The organism is uncultured Ruegeria sp. (assembly GCF_947497005.1).
Classification (GTDB): Bacteria; Pseudomonadota; Alphaproteobacteria; order Rhodobacterales; family Rhodobacteraceae; genus Ruegeria.
This window is the reverse complement of the sequence record NZ_CANMFF010000018.1, coordinates 64704-81321: the sequence shown is the minus strand read 5'-3', so window position 1 is coordinate 81321 and position 16618 is coordinate 64704. Positions and strand designations below refer to the sequence as shown.

General features: G+C 58.5%; 12 protein-coding genes. 4 read left to right on the top strand and 8 right to left on the bottom strand.

What is annotated here, in order from left to right:
* Positions 1 to 65 precede the first annotated feature (65 nt).
* A complete protein-coding gene (locus Q0816_RS20930) occupies positions 66 to 1055 on the bottom strand; it encodes a zinc ABC transporter substrate-binding protein (protein WP_298854283.1) in 990 nt (329 codons plus the stop codon).
* 57 nt (positions 1056 to 1112) lie between these two features.
* On the opposite strand from Q0816_RS20930, the gene Q0816_RS20925 reads away from it, so the two are divergent.
* Genes Q0816_RS20925 through Q0816_RS20915 form a run of 3 tightly spaced genes read left to right on the top strand, consistent with a single transcriptional unit; the run spans position 1113 to position 3174 of the window.
* Positions 1113 to 1625 carry a Fur family transcriptional regulator gene (locus tag Q0816_RS20925; protein ID WP_298854282.1) on the top strand — a complete coding sequence of 171 codons (513 nt, stop codon included), beginning with the start codon at positions 1113 to 1115 and terminating at the stop codon, positions 1623 to 1625.
* 2 nt (positions 1626 to 1627) lie between these two features.
* A complete protein-coding gene (locus Q0816_RS20920) occupies positions 1628 to 2374 on the top strand; it encodes a metal ABC transporter ATP-binding protein (RefSeq protein WP_298854281.1) in 747 nt (248 codons plus the stop codon).
* 2 nt (positions 2375 to 2376) lie between these two features.
* Positions 2377 to 3174 (top strand): metal ABC transporter permease, encoded by a 798-nt coding sequence (locus tag Q0816_RS20915; RefSeq protein ID WP_298854280.1) that lies wholly within the window; start codon positions 2377 to 2379, stop codon positions 3172 to 3174.
* A gap of 132 nt (positions 3175 to 3306) precedes the next feature.
* On the opposite strand, the gene Q0816_RS20910 is transcribed toward Q0816_RS20915, so the two are convergent.
* The 7 genes from Q0816_RS20910 to xdhA form a co-directional block, all read right to left on the bottom strand.
* A complete protein-coding gene (locus Q0816_RS20910; RefSeq protein ID WP_298854279.1) occupies positions 3307 to 4380 on the bottom strand; it encodes a BMP family ABC transporter substrate-binding protein in 1074 nt (357 codons plus the stop codon).
* Positions 4381 to 4411: 31 nt separating this feature from the next.
* Positions 4412 to 5332: an ABC transporter permease gene (locus Q0816_RS20905; protein ID WP_298854277.1), complete on the bottom strand. Its 921-nt coding sequence runs from the start codon at positions 5330 to 5332 to the stop codon at positions 4412 to 4414.
* A 3-nt stretch (positions 5333 to 5335) separates the two neighbouring features.
* Entirely contained in the window at positions 5336 to 6418 is a 1083-nt protein-coding gene (locus Q0816_RS20900; protein WP_298854275.1) for an ABC transporter permease, read from the bottom strand.
* Between the two features lie 63 nt (positions 6419 to 6481).
* The gene (locus Q0816_RS20895; RefSeq protein WP_298854273.1) at positions 6482 to 7999 is read right to left on the bottom strand and encodes an ABC transporter ATP-binding protein; all 1518 of its coding nucleotides are present in this window, start codon (positions 7997 to 7999) and stop codon (positions 6482 to 6484) included.
* The gene (gene xdhC, locus Q0816_RS20890; RefSeq protein WP_298854272.1) at positions 7996 to 8943 is read right to left on the bottom strand and encodes a xanthine dehydrogenase accessory protein XdhC; all 948 of its coding nucleotides are present in this window, start codon (positions 8941 to 8943) and stop codon (positions 7996 to 7998) included. The genes Q0816_RS20895 and xdhC overlap by 4 nt, the downstream gene beginning before the upstream one ends.
* Positions 8943 to 11345 (bottom strand): xanthine dehydrogenase molybdopterin binding subunit, encoded by a 2403-nt coding sequence (gene xdhB, locus Q0816_RS20885; RefSeq protein WP_298854271.1) that lies wholly within the window; start codon positions 11343 to 11345, stop codon positions 8943 to 8945. The genes xdhC and xdhB overlap by 1 nt, the downstream gene beginning before the upstream one ends.
* The gene (xdhA, locus tag Q0816_RS20880) at positions 11342 to 12703 is read right to left on the bottom strand and encodes a xanthine dehydrogenase small subunit (protein ID WP_298854270.1); all 1362 of its coding nucleotides are present in this window, start codon (positions 12701 to 12703) and stop codon (positions 11342 to 11344) included. The genes xdhB and xdhA overlap by 4 nt, the downstream gene beginning before the upstream one ends.
* A 345-nt stretch (positions 12704 to 13048) precedes the next feature.
* On the opposite strand from xdhA, the gene dnaE reads away from it, so the two are divergent.
* Entirely contained in the window at positions 13049 to 16549 is a 3501-nt protein-coding gene (dnaE, locus tag Q0816_RS20875) for a DNA polymerase III subunit alpha (RefSeq protein WP_298854269.1), read from the top strand.
* Positions 16550 to 16618 lie beyond the last annotated feature (69 nt).

The window sequence follows — 16618 nt, the reverse complement described above, 5'->3', positions numbered from 1 at the left end:
GGAATTACCTCTGAGAAAATTCAGCCCGGCCAATATCTCAACCTGACCCGGGCTGATCGGACGATCTAAAGGCACTCGGCCAGAGTTTTCGCCATGTTTCGAATGATTTGTGGATAGAGATCTGCACCGGGTTCCAGATCAGATCCAAGCGGGTCGATTGCGCTGGTGTTGGCTTCGGTTCCTTCCAGCACGGTTTTCACTATGCCAGGATTAAATTGAGGCTCGGCCAGAACACAATTGATTCCTTCTTCGCGAATACGACTTTGAATTTCCGCAATGCGGGCCGGGCTCGGGTCTGTGGCATCGCCGATCGAGATTGCACCCGTGGCTGGAAAGTCAAACGCATCTTCGAAATACTGGTAGGCGTCGTGGAACACGATGAAGTTTCCGCCGCGAACAGGTTCAAGCAACTGGTCGACTTCCGCAGAAAGCGCGGCCATTTCCTCGCGTGCAGCTGCGGCGTTTGCAAAATACGTTCCTGCATTGTCCGGATCGGTTGACGACAGCTGCGCAGCGATCAGGTTCAGCCAGATTTCAGCATTTGCAGGTGAAAGCCATGCATGCGGGTCATGTCCGCCGTGCGCGGGATCGTCATGGTCTTCATGGCTTTCGTGATCGGCATGCTCCTCGTCTTCGTCGTCATCTTCTTTTGCGTGGTCGTCATGGTCGTCTTCATCTCCATGATCATGGGCCTCGAACAACGCGCTTTCGCGGAAATCAAGAAGAACTGTACCATCAGAGTCCAGCAGGGACGTGACAGTCGCTCCGTCGGCAAGGGTTTCGACTGCACTTTCCATCCACGGAGTCAGATCTTCTCCCATCCAGAACACCAGATCAGCATCTTGCAATGCTGCGGCTTCGGACGGGCGCAGATTGTATTCATGAGGCGAGGCACCCGGTGTCACGATCAGGGCAGGTGTGCCAACGCCCTCCATGACCCGGGCAACGAGCGAATGGATTGGCGCGATGTCGACCGCAACGTTTGGAACTTCTGCGATGGCTGTTCCACCCATCAATGCCACCGTGATCGAAACTGGAAGAAGCTTTCTGGACATCAGGCCCTCTTTGTGATTTTATAACGTTACGAGTGGCAATACATGATATGAAATAACATGACAAGTGAAACGCACCCGAACGCGGTCGCGGAAACGGCCCCGGTCGGATTTCAAGAACATGACCACCAGACTTGCGTCAAAACGGCTTTGGTATCCGCCGAAGGTAGGTGCAAGGAAGAAGGGCTGCGTCTGACGCCAGTTCGCCGCAAGGTTCTGGAGATGTTGCTGCAAGAGCATCGGGCACTCGGTGCCTATGCGATTCTTGACCGCTTGCGCGATGAAGGATTTGGGTCTCAGCCTCCGGTCGCATATCGCGCGCTCGATTTCCTTGTTCAAAACGGGTTCGTTCACAAAATCGAACGGCTGAATGCATTCGTGGCCTGCTCTCATCCCGGTGCGTCGCATTCTCCGGCCTTTATGATTTGCAGGAAGTGCGATGCTGTAGCCGAGGCGCAGTCTGCGTCGGCCAAAGGCGTTCTGGGTGCCGCCGCGCGCGCAGCGGGTTTCGAGATCGAGCGAACAGTTGTAGAAGCCGAAGGTCTCTGCCCCGACTGCACCGAAAAGGCCTGAAAATGACACTCGTCTCTGTCGAGAATCTTAGTGTGCGCTATGGTGCAAATACTGTTCTGCGTCATGTGGATATGGTTGTCGAACCTGGTGAGATCGTCACCATCGTCGGACCGAACGGTTCGGGTAAAACCAGCCTGCTACGCGCGATCATTGGTGCGACCAAGCCAAGTGTAGGGCAAGTGGCTCTGAAACCGGGTTTGAAGATCGGATACGTGCCACAGAAATTGCATGTCGATCCCACGTTGCCAATCTCGGTCGAGAGGTTCATGCGCCTGACGGACCGCGTTTCACGCCGCCAATGCGTCGAGGCGCTTGAAACGGCGGGCGTCCCGGATCTGTTGAAGCGCCAGATGTCGCAATTGTCGGGCGGGCAGTTTCAGCGGGTGTTGCTGGCGCGGGCGCTGATCAACCAACCTGACGTCTTGTTGCTGGACGAAGCGACCCAAGGGTTGGACCAGCGCGGGTCTGCAGGTTTCTACCAGCAAATCGAAGCAGTGCGGCGCGAAACCGGATGCGCAATCTTGATGATAAGCCACGAATTGCACGTGGTCATGAGCGCTTCGGACCGGGTGATATGTCTCAATGGGCATGTCTGCTGCGAGGGGTCGCCAGCGGTGGTCGCCTCGGCCCCGGAGTACCGGGCTTTGTTCGGAACGGGCACAGGTGGTGCGCTTGCCCTTTACCGGCATGAACATGACCACCACCACGACCACGACCATGATGTGAACCCGAAGGAAGCGGCGGAATAAAAATGCTTGACGATTTTATGACGCGGGCAACGCTCGCCGGTATTGGCGTGGCTTTTGCGGCTGCCCCTCTTGGGTGTTTCGTGGTGTGGCGCCGTATGGCCTATTTTGGTGACGCAACCGCACATGCTGCAATTCTGGGCGTGGCGCTGTCCCTGACTTTTCAGATGTCGATCTTCACAGGCGCGCTGGCCGTTGCACTGATTATGGCGTTGACTGTGACTCTACTAGCAGGTCGAGGCTACGCCATGGACACCTTGCTGGGGGTCATGGCGCATTCCGCGCTGGCGTTCGGTCTGGTCGCAGTCTCGTTTCTGTCCGGTGTACGCATCGATCTGATGGCGTATCTGTTTGGGGATATCCTGGCAGTGTCGCGTTCGGATCTGGTTGTGATCTGGGGCGGCGCAGTGCTGGTTGTGGCACTGATTGCCTGGCGATGGTCTCAGTTGTTGACCGCAACACTGAATGAGGAACTGGCCTACGCCAGTGGCTTTGATCCCAAGCGAGAGCAGCTGGTTCTGACGCTGTCTCTTGCCGTAACCGTCGCTGTCGCCATCAAGGTCGTGGGGGTATTGCTGATTGCCGCGATGCTGATCATCCCGGCAGCAGCCGCGCGGAACTTGGCGCGGTCGCCGGAATCCATGGCGTTGATTGCGGCAGGAATTGGAACATTTTCCGCTATCGCCGGGCTAAGAGCTGCCTACGTGTTTGATACACCGGCAGGACCTTCGATTGTGTGCGTCGCTGCAGTTTTATTTGCCTGCTTCAGCCTTGTCGGATGGCGGACGCAGGGCAGGGCTTAATTGACCTATAGGAAAAGCGACCGTCACCTATGTTGACCAGTTAGGTTCTGATGATGTCTGACATCGGCGCGGACAACATAGAAAAGGCCCGCAAATCTTATGCGGGCCTTTGTCATCTTTTGACAACGCCGCTTATTGCGGAATTTCGCCTTCCAGTCCTTCGACATAGAAGTTCATGCCAGCCAGCGTGCCGTCATCGGCCACTTCGCCTTCGGCCAGCCAGTCGCTGCCGTCTTGTTTCTTCAGCGGGCCGGTGAAGGGGTGATAGTCACCCGCGGCCATGGCCGCTTTCATCGCCAGAGCTTCTTCTTTCACGTCAGCGGGAACCGCGTCGGAAATTTCGCCGATCTCAACCATCCCCTGCGCGATGCCGTCCCAAGTGTTCACGGTTTCCCATGAGCCATCCATGACGGCCTGCGTACGCGCGATATAGTAGGGCGCCCAGTTGTCAATGATCGAGCTGACGCGTGGCATCGGAGCGTATTCGCTCATGTCCGAGGCCTGACCAAAGGTGATCACGTTGCCCGCTTCTTGCGCAGCTGCCTGCGGCGCAGTCGAGTCGGTGTGCTGCAGGATCACATCCGCGCCCTGTTCAATCAGAACGGTGGCAGCGTCAGCCTCTTTCGCCGGGTCGAACCAAGTGTAAGCCCAGACGATCTTGAACTCGACATCCGGGTTCACCTTCTTGGCGTGGATGTAGGCCGAGTTGATGCCACGGATCACTTCGGGGATCGGGTAAGATCCGATATAGCCGATGGTATTGGACTTGGTCATTTTGCCAGCGATGTGGCCCTGAACAGCGCGGCCTTCGTAGAAACGGGCCGAATAGACCGAGACGTTGTCGGCAGTTTTGTAGCCGGTCGCGTGCTCGAATTTCACGTTCGGGAATTTCTTGGCCACATTAATGGTAGGGTCCATGTAACCAAACGAGGTGGTGAAGATCAGATCTGCGCCTTCCAGCGCCATCTGGGTCATCACACGCTCGGCGTCCGGGCCTTCCGGAACAGATTCAACGAATACAGTTTCAACCTTGTCGCCGAACTCTGCTTCGACGGCCAGGCGACCCTTGTCGTGTTCATAGGTCCAGCCGCCATCGCCTACAGGGCCGACATAAACGAAACCGACTTTGGTCTTGTCTTCGGCTACGGCCGCAGTGGCCAGACCCAGCACCATTGCGGCACTCGTCAGAAGTGATGTGAATTTCATGTGTTACTCCCCAAGTTGGTTTAATTGGCCCCTAGTGCGAGGCATGGAAGGTCCGGCCCAGCGAGGCAGGTGCGCTGCTCTTGTCGGCCGAAAGGATCACAAGCACAAGGATCGTGATGATATAGGGGGACATTGCCAGATACTCGACGGGAATGGCAACGCCTGCCGCCTGCAAATTAAGCTGCAACACTGTAATGCCGCCAAACAAATATGCACCCAGCAAGACCCGCCATGGCTTCCAGCTTGCAAAGACAACCAGGGCCAATGCAATCCAGCCGACTCCGGCGGTCATGCCTTCGGTCCACTGCGGTACGCGGATCAGGCTGATGTAGGCACCGCCCAGACCGGCACAAGCGCCGCCGAACATGATCGCCAGAATGCGGATCTTGATCACCTTGTAGCCAAGCGCGTGCGCGGCATCGTGGTTTTCACCGACCGCCCGGAGGATCAGACCGACCCGAGTGTATTTCAGCACCGCCCAGACCAATGCGGTCAGCGCAATTCCCAGGTACAGGATCGGATCATGCTGGAACAGGATCGGGCCGATCACCGGAATATCGCTGATTACCGGGATATGGATGTCGCCCATGCTGGGGGGTTTGATCCCCACATAGCCTTGTCCCATCAGCGCGCTGAACCCAAGACCGAACAAGGTCAGCGCCAGACCACTGGCAACTTGATTTGCTAACGCAAACTGGGTCAGCAGAACAAAAAGCAGCGACAGCACGGCCCCGCCAATGGCGGCGGCAATAAAGCCCAGCCAGGGCGAGCCGGTCTCGACCGAGATCGCAAAGCCGCTGATTGCGCCCACGATCATCATCCCCTCGACGCCCAGGTTCAGAACACCCGCCTTTTCGACGACCAGTTCTCCGATCGCGGCCAGCAGTAGCGGGGTCGCAGCCACCATCAGTGAGGCGACCAGAAGTACGGGATTGATTTCACCAAGATCCATGGGTCACGCCACCTCGTTACGGGCCGCACGTATGCGGAAGTTTGTCAGAAGGTCGAAGGCCAGCAGGAAGAACAGCAGCATGCCCTGAAACACCTGTATCGCAGCGGCGGGCAGACCCAGTTGCGATTGGGCGATTTCGCCACCGATATAAGTCAGCGCCATCAGGAACCCGGCCAGCAGAATGCCCACCGGATGCAGGCGGCCCAGAAAGGCCACGATAATGGCTGTGAATCCATATCCGACGTTGAAGTCGATGCTGACGACACCTGCGGGACCGGACACTTCGAACATTCCGGCAAGCCCGGCCAAAGCTCCGGCCAGGCCGAGACAGAATAAAATCAGCCGGGCAGGGTTCACACCGGCGAACTTGGCCGCACGGGGGGCTTCACCTGTCAGTCGGATATGGAACCCTAGCATATGTCGGTTGAGCAGCACATAGGCAAAGATCACCGCGATGAAAGCCGCGACAACGCCCCAGTGCATACCGGAACCGGCAATCAACTCGGCATTATGTGCGCTTTCATAGGATTGCAGGTTACGTGATCCGGGAAAGCCAAACCCCTCGGGATTTTTCAGCAGACCCAGCGAGACTGAAGCCAGCATCTGCTCGGCCACATATACCAGCATCAATGACACAAGGATTTCGTTAGTGCCAAAACGCACTTTCAAAAAAGCCGGGATCATCGCCCATAACCACCCGCCGAACGCACCGGCGAGAACCATGATCGGGAAAATGTACCAACCTTCAAGCGGGTAGAACGCCAGGCCGGCACCTGCGCCAAAAATGGCACCCATGATGTACTGCCCCTCGGCACCAATATTCCAGATACCGGCCCGAAAGCCTAACGAAAGGCCGATGGCAATCAGCACCAGAGGCGCGCCTTTAACCAAAAGCTGCGGACGATAGTAAAACGAGAATTCGCCAAACAGCGGTTCCCAGAAGATGGTGCCGATGGCCTCAACCGGGTTCTTGCCCAGAATGGCGAACAACACTCCGCCAAAAAACATCGTCGCCAATACCGCGACCAGAGGAGTTGCATAAGACCAGACCTTGGAGGGCTGAGGACGTTTCTCCAACACAATCATCAGCTCATTCCCCTGATTTCTTCATCTTTTCGCAAGTACTCTCGCCGAAGGCGGCCCAAAAGATCACACATGCGCCACCTCCATTCCGTGGGCGCCGCCCATCATCAACCCGATTTCATCCACTGTCAGACCTGTAGTCGGACGTGGTGCACTCAGGCGGCCTTCGTTCAGCGCAGCGAAGCTGTCCGAAATTTCCATCAACTCATCCAAATCCTGGGAAATGCACACAACGGCCGTTCCCTTGGCTGCCAGATCAAGAATGGCTTGCCGGATCGCAGCAGCTGCAGCGGCATCCACGCCCCATGTCGGTTGGTTCACCACCAACACCGCAGGGTTCTGAAGCACCTCACGTCCGATTACGAATTTCTGCAAATTACCGCCGGACAAGGACCGCGCCGCGTTTTCCGGGCCCGGTGTCCGGACGTCGAAAATCTCGATGATCTTTTCGGCAAAGCTCTTGGTTTCGGCCCATTTCAGAAAGCCGTTGCTTTCCAGACCCTCGCGAACTGACCCGGTCAACAGGGCGTTTTCGGTCAGACTCATGTTCGGAGCCGCTGCATGGCCAAGCCGTTCTTCGGGGGCGGTCAACACGCCAAGCTTGCGTCGTGGGGTAGGGCCCAGATTGCCAATCGCCTGGCCGTTGAATTTGACCGCATCAGCAGTTGTCAGGATTTCGCCGGACAATATCCCCAACAATTCATCCTGACCGTTACCTGCGACGCCGCCGATGCCCAGAACCTCGCCCTCGCGGACGGTCAAATGCACATTGCGTAAAGCTGTGCCGAATTCTGACGGCGAAGGCACCGACAGACCGCTGACATCCAGCGCCACTTTACCAAACTCTCGCCCGGAACGCTCCGGTGTCTGCAACGTCGATCCCACCATCATTTCAGCCATGTCGCGGGCCGAAGTCTCAGAGGGTACGCATTCGCCCACATTTTTGCCCAGACGCAGGATCGTGGCGTGGTCGCACAGGGTGCGAATTTCCTCCAGCTTGTGCGAGATATAGAGGATCGAGGTGCCCTCGGATCGTAATTTGTTCAGCGTCTCGAACAGGATCTCCACCTCCTGCGGTGTCAGTACGCTGGTCGGCTCGTCCATGATCAGCAGCTTGGGGTCCTGCAGCAGGCAGCGTATGATCTCGACCCGCTGCCGCTCACCTGCGGACAGGTCGCCGACGGTCCGATAGGGGTCCAGCGGCAGGCCGTAGGTCTCGGACACTTCGCGGATGCGCGAGGCCAGATCACCCATCGGGGGCGGGTTTTCCATCCCCAAGGCAATGTTCTCGGCCACATTCAGCGCGTCGAACAGCGAGAAATGCTGGAACACCATCGCGATCCCGTCGCCACGCGCCGCGCGCGGTTCGGGCGGCGCGAATGGTTGACCGCGCAGCAGCATTGTGCCGCTGTCGGGCTTCACGAGGCCATAGATCATCTTCACCAGCGTCGATTTCCCGGCACCATTCTCACCCAACAGCGCGTGAACTTCGCCTTCACCGATGTCAAAGGACACCTGATCATTGGCCACAACACCGGGATAGGCTTTGGTCAACCCTTGCAGGCTCAACAATGGAGTAGTCACGCGCTCAGGTCCTTTTTCAACTCATTCTGTTGGGCCGGGCGCAGCAGCTCAGCTGCAACGCCGACGGCGATCATCTGCGGGTGTTTGCCCAGGGACGGGTCCCCGATCGGGCAGGTGATCCGGCTGATCCGTTCGGGCGAATGCCCAAGGGCTGCCAGCCGCGACCGGAATCGCGCCCATTTCGTAGCCGAGCCAATCAGCCCCGCAAAGCGGAAATCGTGCGAAAGCAGCCGGTTGCACAGTTCTAGGTCCAGATTGTGTGAATATGTCAGCACCAGATGTTCCGCACCGCGCGGCGCGTGGCAGACCAGTTCAGCCGGTTTTGCCGTAGGAACAACTGTAACGCCTGCCGGGACATCCCGCGGAAACCGCTCGGGGCCGGTATCGACCCATGTGATGGTCAGATCGGGCAGGGGCGACAGCACATCCACCAGCGCGCGGCCCACATGGCCCGCACCCCAGATCCAGAGGTCGCGCGAGGGTTTGTGTACTGGTTCCACCACCCAGCCATCGACCATCTGCGGGTCCGGCGCGATGCCCTGACCGCGTGCTGCAGCCAGCAGGCGCTTGACCGACAAGGGCATATCCCCATCTGTTGTCGAACGCGCGATCACCCGGTCGTCCAGCGCAGTCACGGCATCGAGGTCATAGACCTCACTCAGCAGAGATACCGCACCACCGCAGCACTGACCCATATCGGGGCCAAGCGCGTGATGGGTCAGACGTGCAGGGGCGGTTTGCGACCGCGCCGCCTGCGCCGCCTGATATTCCAGTGTGCCGCCGCCGATAGTGCCGCTTTGCCCGAAGCCGTTTTTTTCTGGCCAGACCAGCATCGCAGCGCCCACTTCGCGCGGCGACGATCCCTTGATCCCGGCGATGACCACCCGGACCACACGCCCGTGGGTTTTGACCGCCTCCCTCAAAGCCTCCAGGTCAAATCCCATCAGATGTCTCCCTTCATCTTTTGGACACCGCGCCAGACCTCTTCGGCTGTGGCGGGCGCATCCAGCGCCGGATAGCTGTCCCCGCAGGCCGCGACCGCGTTCGACAAGGCCAGCCAGGCAGAGATACCCAGCATGAACGGCGGCTCGCCCACCGCTTTTGAGCGATAGATCGTGTCCTCGCGGTTCTCGCCATCCCAAAGCGCGACGTTGAAAATGTCGGGCCGGTCCGAGCAGGCGGGGATTTTGTAGGTCGAGGGCGCATGCGTGCGCAGATTGCCCTTGCCGTCCCAGACCAGTTCCTCGGTGGTCAGCCAGCCTGCGCCTTGAACGTACCCACCTTCGACCTGACCTATGTCCAGCGCCGGGTTCAGCGATGCGCCTGCGTCATGCAGGATATCCGTGCGCAGAATGCGGTTCTCACCTGTCAATATATCGACCGCGACCTCGGTAACCGAAGCGCCATAGGCGAAGTAGAAGAACGGGCGACCACGTCCCGCGATCCGGTCCCATTCGATCTTTGGTGTTTTATAGAAGCCTGTGGCCGACAGGCTGATACGCCCCTGATAGGCCAAAGCCGCAGCTTCGGCGAAAGTGTACCGTTCTGCACCGACCGCGACGTGGCCATCCGTGAAAATGACCGTCGACGGATCAGCCTGATGCCGCTCGGCCAGATAGTCGGCCATCCGGTCGCGGATCGTGTCGCAGGCGGCTTTCACGGCCATGCCATTCAGATCACTGCCCGAAGATGCCGCCGTGGCCGAGGTATTCGGAACCTTTGCAGTATCGGTCGCGGTGATCTTCACCATATTCAATGGGATGCCAAAGCGTGAGGCGGCCACTTGTGCTAACTTCTGGAACAGGCCCTGGCCCATCTCGGTGCCACCGTGGTTCAGGTGGACCGAGCCGTCCTGATACACATGCACCAAAGCACCCGCCTGATTGAGATGCGTCAGCGTGAAAGAAATGCCGAACTTGACCGGAGAGAAGGCGATGCCCTTCTTGATCACGCTGTTCTCGGCGTTCCACTTCTGAATCGCGGCCTTGCGCGCGGCATAGTCGCTGGATTTCAGCAGCGCCTCGGTCATACCGTGTAGTTCGAAATCGCTGACCTCCATGCCGTAAGGCGTGGTGTTGCCGCCTGCAGGCAGAGAGCGCACGGGCGCATCACCCATCTCAACAGCGCCACGGCTGGTCAGGTCTTCATGCGGATCGGGATGACTCAGCGGTTTCTCCGCCGGTTCGGTCTCGGCAATCTTATGCGCCGGTTCGTAATAGTTGCGGCGGCGCAGTTCGACGGGATCCAGCCCTAGCGCATGCGCGGCGTGGTCCATCACGCGCTCGATGCCAACCATGCCCTGAGGGCCTCCGAATCCGCGATAAGCGGTGGCGGATTGAGTGTTGGTTTTCAATCGGTGGCTTTCGATCCGCGCATTGGGCAGCAGATAGGCATTGTCCGAATGCAGCATTGCGCGGTCGGCGACGGGCAGGGACAGGTCCTGTGCCCAGCCGCAGATCGCATAGTGGAGGAAAGACACGCCCTGAATGTGGCCATTCTCATCGAACCCGGCCTTGTAGGAAATTCGGAAGGCATGGCGCTTGCCGGTGATGATCATGTCATCGTCGCGGTCATAACGCATCTTGCAGGCCTTGCCGGTTGCTCGCGCGGCCACGGCACAGGCTACGGCCAAAGCATTGCCCTGACTTTCCTTTCCGCCAAAGCCACCGCCCATCCGGCGGGTCTCGACCCGGACGGCATGCATGGGAACGCCCAGGGCATCCGCCACCTTATGCTGAATCTCGGTCGGGTGCTGGGTCGAGGAATGCACCAGCATGTCCGCGCCCTCATTCGGCACGGCCAAAGCGGCCTGGCCTTCTAGATAGAAATGCTCTTGTCCGCCAAGCTCAAACGTGCCTTCGATGACGTGCGCCGCGCCTGCGATGGCGGCGTCCGCATCACCTTTGGCGTATATGCGCGGTCCGTCCTCGAACCGGCTGTCAGCGGCAATCGCCTCTTCGACCGTCAGGATTGGTGTGTCTTCGACATAGTCGATCTTGCCCAGACGGGTGGCCTTGCGGGCGGCCAAATGGCTGGTTGCAACAACTAGAAACACGGGCTGGCCGATATAGTGAACCGTGCCGTCTGAGAGTAATGGCTCATCATGGATCGAGGGTGAGACGTCATTGGCGAAAGGCAGATTCTCGGCCGTCATCACCATCACGACACCTTCGGCGGCCTTCACATCCGATAAGTCCATCGCGGTGATCTTGCCCTTTGCGATCGGGCTGAGGCCAAATGCCAGATGCAGCGTGCCCTTGGGCGTCGGGATGTCATCCACATACCGTGCTGAGCCGGACACATGCAGCGGGGCCGCATCGTGTGGGAGGGGTTTGGTTACGCTCATGCTGACACCTCCAGCACGTTGGTGATCTCACCCTGGTCTTCGAGGAAATAGCGTTCCAGCATCGCTTTGGCCGTCTCCAGACGATAGGTGGCCGAGGCGCGCATGTCCGTGAGTGGTGCGTAATCGTCAGCAAAGGCAGGAAGCGCGGCGTCAATCGTCTCGCGCGTCCACGATTTGCCGATCAACGCGGACTCGACATTGGTTGCCCGCTTCGGAATACCGGACATGCCACCAAACGCGATGCGCGCTTGTGTGACGCTGCCGTCCGAGACGGTTATGTTGAAACACCCGCAGACGGCCGAGATATCCTGGTCGAACCGCTTGCTGAGCTTGTACGTCTTCAGGCGATCTGCCTGACGCGGGAAGCTGACGGCTTCGACAAACTCACCCGGAACCCGGTCCTGTTTGCCGTAGTCGATGAAAAATTCTTCCAGCGGGATTGATCGCCGTTCATCGCCATTGCGCAAGTGCAGAGTGGCGTTCAGTGCGATCAGCGCGGGCGGGTTGTCTCCGATAGGAGAGCCGTTGGCGATATTGCCTCCGACAGTGGCCGCATGGCGCACCTGAACGCTGGCATAGCGGCGGATCATTTCGGCGTAAGACGGGTGCAAGTCGGCCAGCGCCTCGCCCATACGGTTCATGTCGACCATGGCGCCAAAGCGGATTTCGTTGTCGGTGACCGTGATCTTTTTCAGATCGTCACATCGGTTGAGGAAAATCACGGGGTCCAGATCACGCAACTGTTTCGTGACCCAAAGACCGACATCCGTTGCCCCCGCGACCAGAGTGGCATCGGGGTTTTCAGCATAGACTTTCGCCAGTTCATCGGACGAACCCGGCAACGAGGGAGGGGCGGCCGGTACCACTACCGGTTTGTCCTTCACCCAAACTGGAACAGGCTGTCCTTCTGCAGCTTCGGCAGCGCGAATGATCGGCGCATAGCCGGTGCAGCGGCAAAGGTTGCCGGCAAGTTGAGTGTCATGGTCCGTCGCGCCATTCGTGTGACCGGCCAGCATCGACATTATGAATCCGGGTGTGCAGAAACCACATTGTGATCCATGCAGGTCCACCATCGTTTGTTGAACTGGGTGGGTTTCGCCATCCGGGCTGCTGGCTCCCTCGACAGTACGCACGGCTTTGCCATGCAGCTGAGGCAAGAACAGAATGCAGGAATTCAGCGCCTTGTGACCCTCTTCGTCCGTCACCATGACGGTGCAGGCTCCGCAATCGCCCTCGTTGCAGCCTTCTTTGGTTCCGGTAAGGCCGCGATCCTCTCGCAGCCAATCCAGCAAAGTCGCTGTCGGATCGATGTCCGCCAGCTCCACTGTCTCTCCGTTCAGAAGAAACGTGATATTCATACGAGAAACCCGTCGCCTTACCCGGTTGCGCCCTGGTGATGCCCTCCTTCGATGCGACGTAGAAAGAGGAGCGGGCGATTAGCTTGCCAATGGATGTTAGAAACAGCATGTGTGATCTGGCAAGAAAAACTGCCTGCATGATGTATCATTTCAACCAATCGGCGTGGAATTGCACACCCTGTTTAAGCTTCAATTGTTTGAAATTAAATTGTTTTTTGATCAGATACGGTGCAGCTTTCCGAAACACCTTCTGGAAAATCCGAATAATCGAAGCTGATTATTTTTCCAAACAACGGCACAGGTTCCGGCTTTTGCGCGCCTCTTGGCTAGGGTAGCCTGCGGCACATGAGCAGTCATCCCCGATTCATTCACCTCCGCGTTCACACCGAATATTCCCTGCTGGAAGGCGCCGTGCGGCTGAAAAAGCTGCCGGGCCTTTGTGAAAAGATGGAGATGCCCGCCGTTGCCGTAACGGACACCAATTCCATGTTTTCGGCGCTGGAGTTTTCTGTAACGGCCAGCGGGGCCGGCGTGCAGCCTATCATGGGCTGTCAGGTTGATTTGACCTATGTGCAGGCCCAGCCCGGTGAAAAGCCAAAAGCGCCCGCGCCGCTTCTGCTGCTGGCGCAGTCCGAGGTGGGGTACGAGAACCTGATGAAGCTCAGTTCCTGCCTTTATGTAGACAAGGGCGGGCAACTGCCACAGGTCACTTTGAACGAGTTGGCAGAGCGTTCAGATGGGCTGATCTGCCTGTCTGGCGGGCCGGACGGGCCAGTTGGATTGCTGTTGCAACAGGGACAACGCCCGGCGGCCGAGGTCTTGGTGGATCGGCTGGCCGCGATGTTCCCGGACCGTCTGTACATTGAACTGCAGCGCCATCCCGGCGAGGCCGGTCAACCCGAATCGGAACGCCTGACCGAGCGCGGTCATGTCGAGATGGCCTATGCCAGGAACCTGCCATTGGTCGCCACCAACGATGTCTATTTCCCGACCTCAGATATGTACGAGGCGCACGACGCGCTGATCTGTATTTCCGAAGGGGCTTATGTCGACCAACAAGACGGTCGCCGCCGCCTGACTGCGCAGCACTATTTCAAGTCACAGCAGGAGATGGCAACCCTATTTGCTGACCTGCCCGAAGCCATCGAGAATACCGTCGAGATTGCCAAACGCTGCGCCTTCATGGCCTATCGCCGCGACCCGATCCTGCCGAAATTTGCCGATGACGAGGTCGCCGAACTTCGCCGCATTGCCAATGAAGGTCTGCAGAAACGTCTGGCTGTGATCCCGCATGCGGTGACGCCCGAGGAATATCAGGAACGGCTGGATTTCGAGCTGGGCATCATCGAAGGTATGGGGTTCCCGGGCTACTTCCTGATCGTTGCCGACTTTATCCAATGGTCCAAGGATCAGGATATTCCGGTTGGGCCGGGGCGGGGCTCGGGCGCGGGCTCGCTGGTTGCTTACGCGCTGACGATCACCGACCTTGACCCGCTGCGTTATTCCCTGCTGTTCGAACGGTTTCTGAACCCCGAACGGGTCTCGATGCCAGACTTCGATATCGACTTCTGCATGGATCGCCGGGAAGAGGTGATACGGTACGTGCAGCAAAAGTATGGTCGCGACAAGGTGGGGCAGATCATCACATTCGGTGCCCTGCTGTCGAAAGCAGCGGTGCGCGATATCGGGCGGGTGCTACAAATGCCCTACGGGCAGGTGGATCGCCTGTCCAAAATGATCCCGGTTGAAGGCGTCAAACCGGTCTCCATCGAGAAGGCGCTGAAAGACGAACCGCGCCTGCGCGAAGAGGCCCGAAACGAAGAGGTCGTCGACCGTCTGCTCACCTACGGCCAGCAGGTCGAAGGGCTGCTGCGGAACGCCTCGACCCACGCGGCAGGCGTAGTGATTGGCGACCGGCCTCTGGACGCGCTGGTGCCACTGTATCAGGACCCGCGGTCCGACATGCCCGCAACCCAGTTCAACATGAAATGGGTGGAGCAGGCCGGGCTGGTGAAGTTCGACTTTCTGGGCCTGAAAACCCTGACTGTGATCCAGAACGCTATGGATCTGATCTTCAAATCCGACCGTCCGTTGCACATCGCAGCCGATGGCACGGAGCTCTATGAACCTGCAGAGGGGGCCGAGAACCAGATCAACGCCATCCCGTTGGATGACGAGGCGACCTATAAGCTCTATTCAGCGGCCAAGACGGTGGCGGTTTTCCAGGTGGAATCCTCGGGCATGATGGACGCGCTCAAGCGGATGAAGCCGGATTGTATAGAAGATATCATCGCCCTCGTCGCGCTCTACCGTCCCGGCCCGATGGAGAACATCCCTAAGTTCTGCGAAGTCAAGAACAAGCTAAGCGAACGGGATACGCTGCACCCGTCTATCGACCATATACTGGACGAGACCCAAGGCATCATCGTCTACCAGGAACAGGTGATGCAGATCGCTCAGGAAATGGCGGGATACAGCCTTGGCGGCGCGGACCTGCTGCGCCGTGCGATGGGTAAGAAAATCCAGGAGGCGATGGACGCGGAACGGCCCAAATTCCTCAAAGGTGCGGCCGAGAACGACGTGGACGAGGCCAAGGCGACCGAGGTGTGGAACCTGTTGGACAAGTTCGCCAACTACGGCTTCAACAAATCCCACGCCGCCGCCTATGCGGTGGTCAGCTATCAGACCGCCTGGCTGAAAGCCAACCACCCGGTCGAGTTCATGGCAGGCGTCATGAACTGCGATATCCACCTGACCGACAAGCTGGCCGTCTATTTCGAAGAGGTCCGCAAAGGGCTGGAGCTGCCGTATGTGCCGCCCTGCGTGAATCGCTCGCAGGCGACTTTCGATGTGATCGACGGGCATCTGGTCTACGCGCTGGGTGCGCTCAAGAATGTGGGTGTCGAGGCGATGAACCTTGTGGTCGAGGAACGCGCCGACAAGCCTTTCGTGAACCTGTTCGATTTCGCCCGCCGGGTCGATTTGAAGAAAGTCGGAAAACGCCCGTTGGAAATGCTGGCGCGGGCCGGTGCCTTTGATGAACTCGACAAGAACCGCCGTCGTGTGTTCGAAAGCCTCGATTCTCTGGTGCAATATTCGGCTGCGATCCACGAACAGAAAAACTCCAGCCAGGTGTCGCTGTTTGGTGAGGCCGGTGATGACTTGCCTGAACCGCGCCTGTCACCAACGCCGGATTGGCTGCCTGCCGAGCGGTTAAGCGAGGAGTTCAAGGCCATTGGGTTCTATCTATCCGGCCACCCGCTGGATGATTATATGCCCGCTTTGAAGCGCAAGCAGGTGATGACGCTGGACGAAGTGATGGAAAAGGCGCGCTCGGGTCCGCTTATTGCAAAGATGGCCGGGGTCGTCGCCGGACGGCAGGAGCGAAAATCGGCGCGCGGCAACCGCTTTGCTTTCGCCCAGCTTTCTGACCCAACCGGAGCTTATGAGATCACCCTGTTCTCGGACACGCTGGAGAAATGCCGCGATTTTCTGGAAACCGGGGCGCAGGTGGTTCTGACTGCCGAGGCAACGATGGAGGCCGATCAGCTCAAGTTGCTGGGCCGTTCAGTTGGGCCTGCGGATTCCCTTGTGGCCGAAGCCGGTGCGACAGGATTGCGCATATTTGTGGATCATGCTGAGGCGCTTCCAACTGTTGCCAAGGTACTGGAAGACGCCACCTCCGCTGCTAAAGGCGCAGCGCGGGGGCCAATCCAGTTGATGTTGTTGGACCCGAGCCTGCCGGGCGATGTTGAAATGGATCTGGGACGTGAATTCCCAATCAACCCGCAGATCAAGGGCGCGATCAAATCTCTGGAAGGGGTGATGACCGTTGAAGAGATCTGACACCGCTTTGTTGCCAGACAGTTAACCCCTCGTTAGGCTGAACTGACAGAGATGTCTTTAGGTCATGCC

Coding starts and splice junctions, on each gene's coding strand:
- Q0816_RS20930 (WP_298854283.1), bottom strand. CDS start 1,055: ATGTCCAGAAAGCTTCTTCCAGTTTCGATCACGGTGGCATTGATGGGT.
- Q0816_RS20925 (WP_298854282.1), top strand. CDS start 1,113: ATGACAAGTGAAACGCACCCGAACGCGGTCGCGGAAACGGCCCCGGTC.
- Q0816_RS20920 (WP_298854281.1), top strand. CDS start 1,628: ATGACACTCGTCTCTGTCGAGAATCTTAGTGTGCGCTATGGTGCAAAT.
- Q0816_RS20915 (WP_298854280.1), top strand. CDS start 2,377: ATGCTTGACGATTTTATGACGCGGGCAACGCTCGCCGGTATTGGCGTG.
- Q0816_RS20910 (WP_298854279.1), bottom strand. CDS start 4,380: ATGAAATTCACATCACTTCTGACGAGTGCCGCAATGGTGCTGGGTCTG.
- Q0816_RS20905 (WP_298854277.1), bottom strand. CDS start 5,332: ATGGATCTTGGTGAAATCAATCCCGTACTTCTGGTCGCCTCACTGATG.
- Q0816_RS20900 (WP_298854275.1), bottom strand. CDS start 6,418: ATGATTGTGTTGGAGAAACGTCCTCAGCCCTCCAAGGTCTGGTCTTAT.
- xdhC (WP_298854272.1), bottom strand. CDS start 8,943: ATGGGATTTGACCTGGAGGCTTTGAGGGAGGCGGTCAAAACCCACGGG.
- xdhB (WP_298854271.1), bottom strand. CDS start 11,345: ATGAGCGTAACCAAACCCCTCCCACACGATGCGGCCCCGCTGCATGTG.
- xdhA (WP_298854270.1), bottom strand. CDS start 12,703: ATGAATATCACGTTTCTTCTGAACGGAGAGACAGTGGAGCTGGCGGAC.
- dnaE (WP_298854269.1), top strand. CDS start 13,049: ATGAGCAGTCATCCCCGATTCATTCACCTCCGCGTTCACACCGAATAT.